The organism is Halobacillus sp. B29 (assembly GCF_052246755.1).
In the GTDB taxonomy this organism is placed as follows: Bacteria; Bacillota; Bacilli; order Bacillales; family Halobacillaceae; genus Halobacillus; species Halobacillus halophilus.
In genome coordinates, this window is record NZ_JBQQCM010000001.1 from 456,721 (window position 1) to 463,778 (window position 7,058).

Below are 7,058 nucleotides of genomic sequence, written 5' to 3' on the forward strand. Positions count from 1 at the left end.
GAAGAAGCTAATGCGAAAAACCGCATTAGCTTTAAAGGGGGCTCTAGTTCTCACCAGAACCATGAAAAGGGAAAGAAATGAAACAAAGATCATAATTCAGTAGAGTTTTCAGAATTATAAATCTATTTTAGCATGATAATTTAGAATTTTCAATTAATTATAAGAGTTTATATAAAAAATTCCGGAGAATCGAATCCCCGGAACTGAATATTTACTCTTTACTCATAATTTGGAAAGTGCGATCGATCGCTTGAAGCGTCTGGTCAATATCCTCATCTGTGTGGGCTGTAGTCAGAAACCATGCTTCATATTTGGAAGGAGCCAAATTGATGCCTTCTGCGAGCATAAGCTTGAAGAAACGGGCGAAACGATCGCCATCAGTGTTCTCAGCCTGTTCGTAGTTGGTAACCTCTTCGTCCGTGAAATAAACGGTTAAGGCGCCTTTTAATCGATTAATCGTTAGCGTGATGCCGTATTGGCGAGCACTTTCGAGTATGCCTGTTTCCAGTTTTTCTCCAAGACGGTCCATTTGTTCATAGACGCCTTCCTGCTGCAGGACTTCTAGGCAGGCAATTCCTGCGGACATCGATGCGGGATTACCGGCCATGGTTCCGGCCTGATAAGCAGGGCCCAATGGAGCCACCTGTTCCATAATATCTGCACGTCCCCCATAAGCTCCGATCGGAAGACCGCCGCCAATAATTTTACCCATGGCTGTCATATCCGGTTCGATGTCGAGAAGCTGCTGGGCACTTCCATATGTGAAACGGAAGGCTGTGATGACCTCATCGTAAATAACTAAAGAGCCTGCTTCATGAGCGAGTTCATTCACTTCTTGAAGGAATCCAGGTTTAGGTTCCACAATACCGAAGTTTCCGACGATCGGCTCGACAAGCACTCCGGCAATCTCATCACCATATCGGGCGATAGCTTCTTTAAAAGGTTCAATATCATTGAAAGGAACGGTGATGATATCCTGAGCAATCGAAGCGGGCACTCCGGCTGAGTCAGGTGTACCGAGAGTAGACGGTCCTGAACCGGCAGCGACCAGTACAAGATCGGAGTGGCCATGATAACAGCCGGCAAACTTAATGATTTTATTTCGTCCAGTATAGGCACGGGCGACACGAATAGTTGTCATGACCGCCTCGGTTCCTGAATTTACAAATCGGACTTTTTCCAAAGAAGGAATGGCTTCCTTGAGCATTTTCGCAAACCGATTTTCAAGTACGGTCGGTGTACCGTATAGCACTCCGTTCTGGGCAGCCTTCGTAATCGCCTCTGTTATATGAGGGTGGGCGTGTCCCGTAATAATAGGCCCGTAGGCACCTAAGTAGTCAATATACTCATTACCGTCCACATCATAAAAGTGAGAACCTTCTCCGCGATCCATGTAGACAGGCGTGCCGCCGCCAACCCCTTTATAAGCGCGGGATGGAGAGTTTACACCGCCGACGATATGTTCTGTTGCTTCTGTGTATAATTGTTCGGATGTTTTTATGTTCATAGTTACCTCCTTACTGACATTCAGTATTCATTGTAGCATGGACATTGGTATTGATGGGATGACGTGCACAAAAAATACTCTTCCCAGTGCAGGAAGAGTATTTTTAGATTTAACGCCGTTCGTGTGCGTAAGGAAAAAGCACCTCGCTAATCACTTTTGGTGGTCAATAGGTGCTTTTACTGGAATGATCTTAGTATAGATACGCTGCACCAACGATGACTAGAAGGATGAAAAGCACAACAATCAGCGCAAAGCCTCCGCCATATCCGTAACCCATTCACAATTCCCCCTTTCCGCTGTTTACTGTATCTTATGCTGCGATGAAGAAGAGGGGTGTGCATTAGCCCGGTCTCTAAAATAAACAAACGTAAATCCCAATTACCCCCACCTCAGGTCATCCATATTATGGATGACCTGAGGTGGGGGTAATTGGCTTAATTGAGATATTCTGTCTGTCGGCATAATTGGAGAGGGATGCACATAGGTAAACAGTAGAGTACTGCTTGTCTCTTCCCGGGAGGAGTGCGTCATGATTATTATTGCGATTACTACAATGAGTCTGATTTTGATCGCGGGCAGTCTGCGTCAAATATTCGCTTCCCTCGAATTCGAACATAAGATTTTTTCTTTTCAACTGTTTCTCTCCATATTGCTTCTTTATACGATCGTTATGATTGGATTTGCCATTATTTATGTTTCTTTGATTGAACATGGGGTAATGGTGTACCAGGAGGCTGGTCAGTTTGAACCCTTGCATTGGAAGGAAGAAATAGCAAGAAGCATGTACTTCAGCGGAGTAACCTTATTCACAGTCGGGTACGGAGAAATGGTACCGGTCGGTGTTGGGCGCTGGATTGCTATTTTTGAAGCCATGATCGGTTATTCACTGCCGGCTGCTCTCGTTGCCAAGGTATGGCAGCACTACAAGATTGAACATTGAATTGGAAGTTTACATTCGTATAAGGTAGGCTAGATATATAATTATTTTTAGGAGGGTTACGTATGACAATTGAAAAAGGAAAACAAGCACCTGACTTTACATTGCCAGCTAACAATGGAGAGAACGTATCATTATCTGACTATAAAGGAAAGAACGTCGTACTGTACTTTTATCCAAAAGATATGACTCCAGGCTGCACAAATGAAGCCTGCGATTTCCGTGATCACCACGAAAGCTTCGCGGATCTGGATGCTGTTATTCTAGGCGTCAGCCCGGACCCAGTAGAATCTCATAAGAAATTTATTGATAAGCATGATCTCCCATTCCTACTACTTGCGGATGAGGATCATCAAGTTGCGGAAGATTACGGCGCATGGGTTCTTAAGAAAAAATCAGGCGAAGAATATTACGGCATTGAACGTTCTACTTTCATTATTGATAAAGAAGGTAACCTTGCTGAAGAGTACCGTAAAGTGAAAGTAGAAGGACACGTAGAAGCTGCACTAAGTTACATTCGTGAGAATCTTCAATAGAGACCAGGAAAACCATAGCCGGAAAACCGGTTATGGTTTTTTCTTAAGAAGCTTTAATTTTGAGTTGGTCTGGAAAAACAATTACTATAGAAGAAAGAGAGGAAAGGAAGTGAGAGGATGAAGGTTGTTTCAGCGATTAAAAGGGTCCCTGAAGATATCCAGGACAGACTGAGAGAGAATTTTAATGAAGTTGAGTTTCTTTTCTGTCACGGAATCGAAGAAGCGGAACCCTATTTAAAGGAAGCTGATGTATTTATTACATACGGGGAAGATTTGACTCCGGAACGCATCCAGCAGGCCCGCCAGTTAAAATGGATTATGGTTTTATCTGCCGGTCTTGATAAAATGCCATTCCAGGAAATTCAGCAAAGAGAGATTCTTGTAACCAATGTCAGGGGCATTCATGCTGAACCAATGGCCGAGTATGCGATCTCCATGCTTCTTCAGGTCTCAAGAAATGCGAAGGCCTATGCGGAATTAGAAAAAAATCACGAATGGAATCGACGAATGATCAATCAGGAAATCAGCGGCCGGACCATGGTTGTGCTTGGAACGGGAGCTATTGCCCAGGGAGTGGCGAGGCTCGCTCAGGCTTTCCGTATGAAAACCATTGGGGTGTCGAGATCTGGAAATCCAAAGCCTCACTTCGATGAAACGTATAAAGTAGAAGAGCTTCACCAGGTGCTCGACCAGGGAGAATTCGTGGTGGCAGTGCTGCCAAGTACGAAGGATACACAGTACTTATTGAATTTGGATCACTTTAAAGCCATGCCTGACCACGCCATCTTTCTAAACATGGGAAGAGGAGACCTGGTTCAATCGGACATCATTCTGCAGGCTGTTCAGAATTCTTATATTGCGCATGCTGTACTCGACGTATTTGAAGAGGAACCGCTGCCAGAGAATCATCCATTCTGGGAAGAGGAAAAAGTGACGATTACTCCTCATACATCAGGTCAGTCTCCGGGGTATGTTCCGCGTGGTTTTGATATATTTGAAGAGAATTTGCATACGTTCTTAAATGATAAGGGCGAAATGAAAAACAAAATTGATCCTAAACGGGGGTATTAAATCATGCGTATTTATACAAGATCAGGGGATAAAGGACAGACATCTTTAATTTATGGCAATCGTGTAGCCAAAAATGATATACGAGTCGAGGCATATGGCACCTGTGATGAAGCGAACTCAACGATCGGTCTTGCGCTTAGCCACCTGACGAAAGAAGACTGGGCAGATAAAGATTCGTTCCTTGAGGCGATGCAGCGCATCCAAACCATCCTGTTTCACGTTGGAGCTGAGCTTGCAACCCCTAAAGGAAAAGAAGTGAAATGGCAGGTGAAGAAAGAGCATATAGAAGAGTTAGAACAGCAGATTGATAAGTGGGACGAGGACTTGATTCCATTGAAGAATTTTATTCTCCCATCTGGTCATTCAGCTTCAGCTGGGTTGCACTTAGCCCGCACAGTTGTGAGAAGAGCAGAACGTTCTGCGGTTGCATTGGAAGATGAATTGGTCAATCCGCTGGTTGTTTCGTATTTAAATCGTCTGTCCGACCTGCTTTTCGTAGCGGCAAGGTACGTTAATCAGCAGTTGGGCGGTAAAGAAACTCCTCTTGATCCAGACGTGTAATTTAATTTGCCGGGGAAGACGGCTTTTTATTGACATTAGATTTACAGACAGGTTACACTAATTATAAGGATTCTAATTTAATAATATTATAAATCAAGAATCAGTTTATGAAAGCGAGGTGCATGGCTGTGTCTGATCATCGATTGCAAGAAGCGGTGGATACACTGAAAGGTTCAGGTGTGCGAATCACTCCACAGCGTCATGCGGTGCTTGAATACCTGCTGAATTCTATGACTCACCCAACAGCTGATGAAATTTATAAAGCGTTAGAAAGTAAATTTCCGAATATGAGTGTAGCGACGGTTTACAATAACCTCCGCGTATTTAAGGAAATCGGGCTTGTACGTGAACTTACGTACGGAGATTCATCAAGCCGTTTTGACTGTAATACATCGGATCACTATCATGCGATCTGTGATTCATGCGGCAAAATTGTTGACTTCCACTACCCAAGTCTCAATGAAGTTGAATCATTAGCTGAACAGGTGACTGGATTTGATGTAAGTCATCATCGCATGGAAGTGTATGGAACGTGCTCTGAATGTAAGTCTAATAATACGCACTAAAACTGGAAGCCGCGAGCTTCCGGTTTTTTTGTGTAAAAAAAGAACCCGCTGCTTAGAGCGGATTCTTTCATTAGGATTGCTGCTGAGTCTTATTCTTTTTATATCGTTTGGAATTATATTTCTCATCAAACTCTTCGCCCTCTAACGTTTTATCCATGGTCAGCGGCTGGTTGCAGTGCATGCAGGCATCTACACGTCCAAGCATTTTGGTAGGCTTCTCACAGGACGGACATATAATCTGGATGGTTCTGGTGGAGAGCATGCCGATCCAGAAATAAACGAGCGTACTAAGACCAACAAAGCACATACCGAGAATCATAAAAAGGGCCATTAGCCAAGTGGTTTCTTTGAAGATCAATCCTATATACATGACGCCAATTCCGCCGAAAATTAACCAAAAAGCAAAGGAACGAATCTTATTAATTTTACTGCTGTATCTTAATTCCACGCAGTTTCCCTCCTTACTATCTACAAGGTAGTATAGCACATTTCTTCCATTGATTATATTTAGAAAAAAAGGAATTCGCCAAAAAGTATCGAATAAACAAAACAAGCTGATATAGAATGTGGGGGACCAGAATGAAAGACGTACTACGCCCGATTTATCAAGAAAGAGCAAGTCAGAGCAATACATTAGGGGTCTTAATTTTAGAAAAGATGAAACCGATCAGTCCAGTGACGGACAATTTTGATGTTATTTTATTCATTATTGTAAAGGAAGCAAAGGAACTATGGTATGTAAAGCATTACGAATTCGAGAATAAATCAGCCGCTATGCACACGGTAGATGAAAAACTTTTGCATCACTGGATTGATACAAGCTCCTATCGCCGTGCCGTGGAATGGGTGATTAACGGCACCGTTATATTTGAAAGGAATGAATATGTAACCGAGTTAAAAGAACAGCTCCGGACGTTCCCACAAGGGAAGAGAGATCTGAAAAAGGTGATCGAGTTTGCTAAATTAATTCGCAGCTACAGCGAGGCCAAAGATCTTTACGAATCCGAGCACTATCTGGATTCCTTCAGCCGGATGGTTCATTCGCTTCATTATTTAGCGCGCCTTTCCATTATAGAAAAAGGATTTCACCCTGAAGTTACGGTGTGGAATCAAGTGAAGAGAATTGAACCTGAAATCTACAAGCTGTATCAAGAGTTAATTGAAAGCGGCGAACCTACTGATAAAAGAATCCATCTTATGATTATTGCAGTGGAACATTCCATTAGTAAGCGAGCCGAGTCCAGTACTCAACATTTATTAAGTCTTATGAAAGAACAGGAAGAACCATGGTCATTTGGAGAGTTAAAAGTCCATCCGGAGATCCAGGAATATATATTGGATTTATCTTCAATGATCGAATACTTAGTGGAGAAGAATATTATTGAAGTCGTATTACAAGAAACAAAAGGAGATAATATCTTTCACCGAACCTATAAACCCTCATAAAGCGCTGCGATCTGCACGTATCATCCCTTTCTTTACAGGTTTTAATAGAGAAAGGGAATTTTTTTGCTCAAAGTTGTTGACGGTTAATGACGTACCATGCTATATTATTACTTGTCGCATTAAGACAGAGCGGCAAGCCGGCAACGGCAAGCAAAAAAATCATTTAAAAAAGTTGTTGACTTAAACGAGTCACAATGATATGATTATTAAGTCGCTGTTTTGAAGCGGCAAACGAAAACTTTTGATCTTTGAAAACTGAACGAACCAACCAGTACGTCAAGATATTCTTTCAATAAAGAAGGAATTCAAACAAGCACATTCGGTGTGCAAAGAGCTAATCAATCTCAACTTTTATGGAGAGTTTGATCCTGGCTCAGGACGAACGCTGGCGGCGTGCCTAATACATGCAAGTCGAGCGCGGGAAGCAAGCGGAT

Annotated in this window: 9 protein-coding genes and 1 rRNA gene; 7 read left to right on the plus strand and 3 right to left on the minus strand. The window is 42.7% G+C overall.

Translation table 11 applies throughout. The features are described from left to right. Positions 1-211: 211 nt before the first annotated feature. Together ACTWP7_RS02185 and ACTWP7_RS02190 are read right to left on the minus strand one after the other, a co-directional pair. Positions 212-1,507 (minus strand): glutamate-1-semialdehyde 2,1-aminomutase, encoded by a 1,296-nt coding sequence (locus ACTWP7_RS02185; protein ID WP_443121859.1) that lies wholly within the window; start codon positions 1,505-1,507, stop codon positions 212-214. Positions 1,508-1,697: 190 nt separating this feature from the next. Then, positions 1,698-1,784 carry a YjcZ family sporulation protein gene (locus tag ACTWP7_RS02190; protein WP_041601207.1) on the minus strand — a complete coding sequence of 29 codons (87 nt, stop codon included), beginning with the start codon at positions 1,782-1,784 and terminating at the stop codon, positions 1,698-1,700. 252 nt (positions 1,785-2,036) lie between these two features. Here ACTWP7_RS02190 and ACTWP7_RS02195 point away from each other — a divergent pair, with 252 nt between their 5' ends. The 5 genes from ACTWP7_RS02195 (at position 2,037) to perR (ending at position 5,178) form a co-directional block, all read left to right on the plus strand. Further along, on the plus strand, positions 2,037-2,447 hold the full coding sequence (locus ACTWP7_RS02195) for a potassium channel family protein (protein ID WP_014642328.1): 411 nt from the start codon (positions 2,037-2,039) through the stop codon (positions 2,445-2,447). Between the two features lie 62 nt (positions 2,448-2,509). Next, entirely contained in the window at positions 2,510-2,980 is a 471-nt protein-coding gene (gene bcp / locus ACTWP7_RS02200; RefSeq protein WP_443121860.1) for a thioredoxin-dependent thiol peroxidase, read from the plus strand. Positions 2,981-3,097: 117 nt separating this feature from the next. Then, a complete protein-coding gene (locus ACTWP7_RS02205; RefSeq protein ID WP_443121861.1) occupies positions 3,098-4,051 on the plus strand; it encodes a D-2-hydroxyacid dehydrogenase in 954 nt (317 codons plus the stop codon). A gap of 3 nt (positions 4,052-4,054) precedes the next feature. Then, complete coding sequence (locus ACTWP7_RS02210) at positions 4,055-4,612, plus strand: cob(I)yrinic acid a,c-diamide adenosyltransferase (protein WP_014642331.1); 558 nt, start codon at positions 4,055-4,057, stop codon at positions 4,610-4,612. Positions 4,613-4,734: 122 nt separating this feature from the next. Beyond that, entirely contained in the window at positions 4,735-5,178 is a 444-nt protein-coding gene (gene perR, locus ACTWP7_RS02215) for a peroxide-responsive transcriptional repressor PerR (RefSeq protein ID WP_041601208.1), read from the plus strand. A 70-nt stretch (positions 5,179-5,248) separates the two neighbouring features. On the opposite strand, the gene ACTWP7_RS02220 is transcribed toward perR, so the two are convergent. Further along, positions 5,249-5,626, minus strand: a complete 378-nt coding sequence (locus ACTWP7_RS02220) for a YgzB family protein (RefSeq protein ID WP_014642333.1) — start codon at positions 5,624-5,626, stop codon at positions 5,249-5,251. A gap of 131 nt (positions 5,627-5,757) precedes the next feature. On the opposite strand from ACTWP7_RS02220, the gene ACTWP7_RS02225 reads away from it, so the two are divergent. Beyond that, on the plus strand, positions 5,758-6,624 hold the full coding sequence (locus ACTWP7_RS02225) for a nucleotidyltransferase-like protein (protein ID WP_443121862.1): 867 nt from the start codon (positions 5,758-5,760) through the stop codon (positions 6,622-6,624). A gap of 350 nt (positions 6,625-6,974) precedes the next feature. Further along, positions 6,975-7,058 (plus strand): 16S ribosomal RNA (locus ACTWP7_RS02230); the annotation flags it as partial.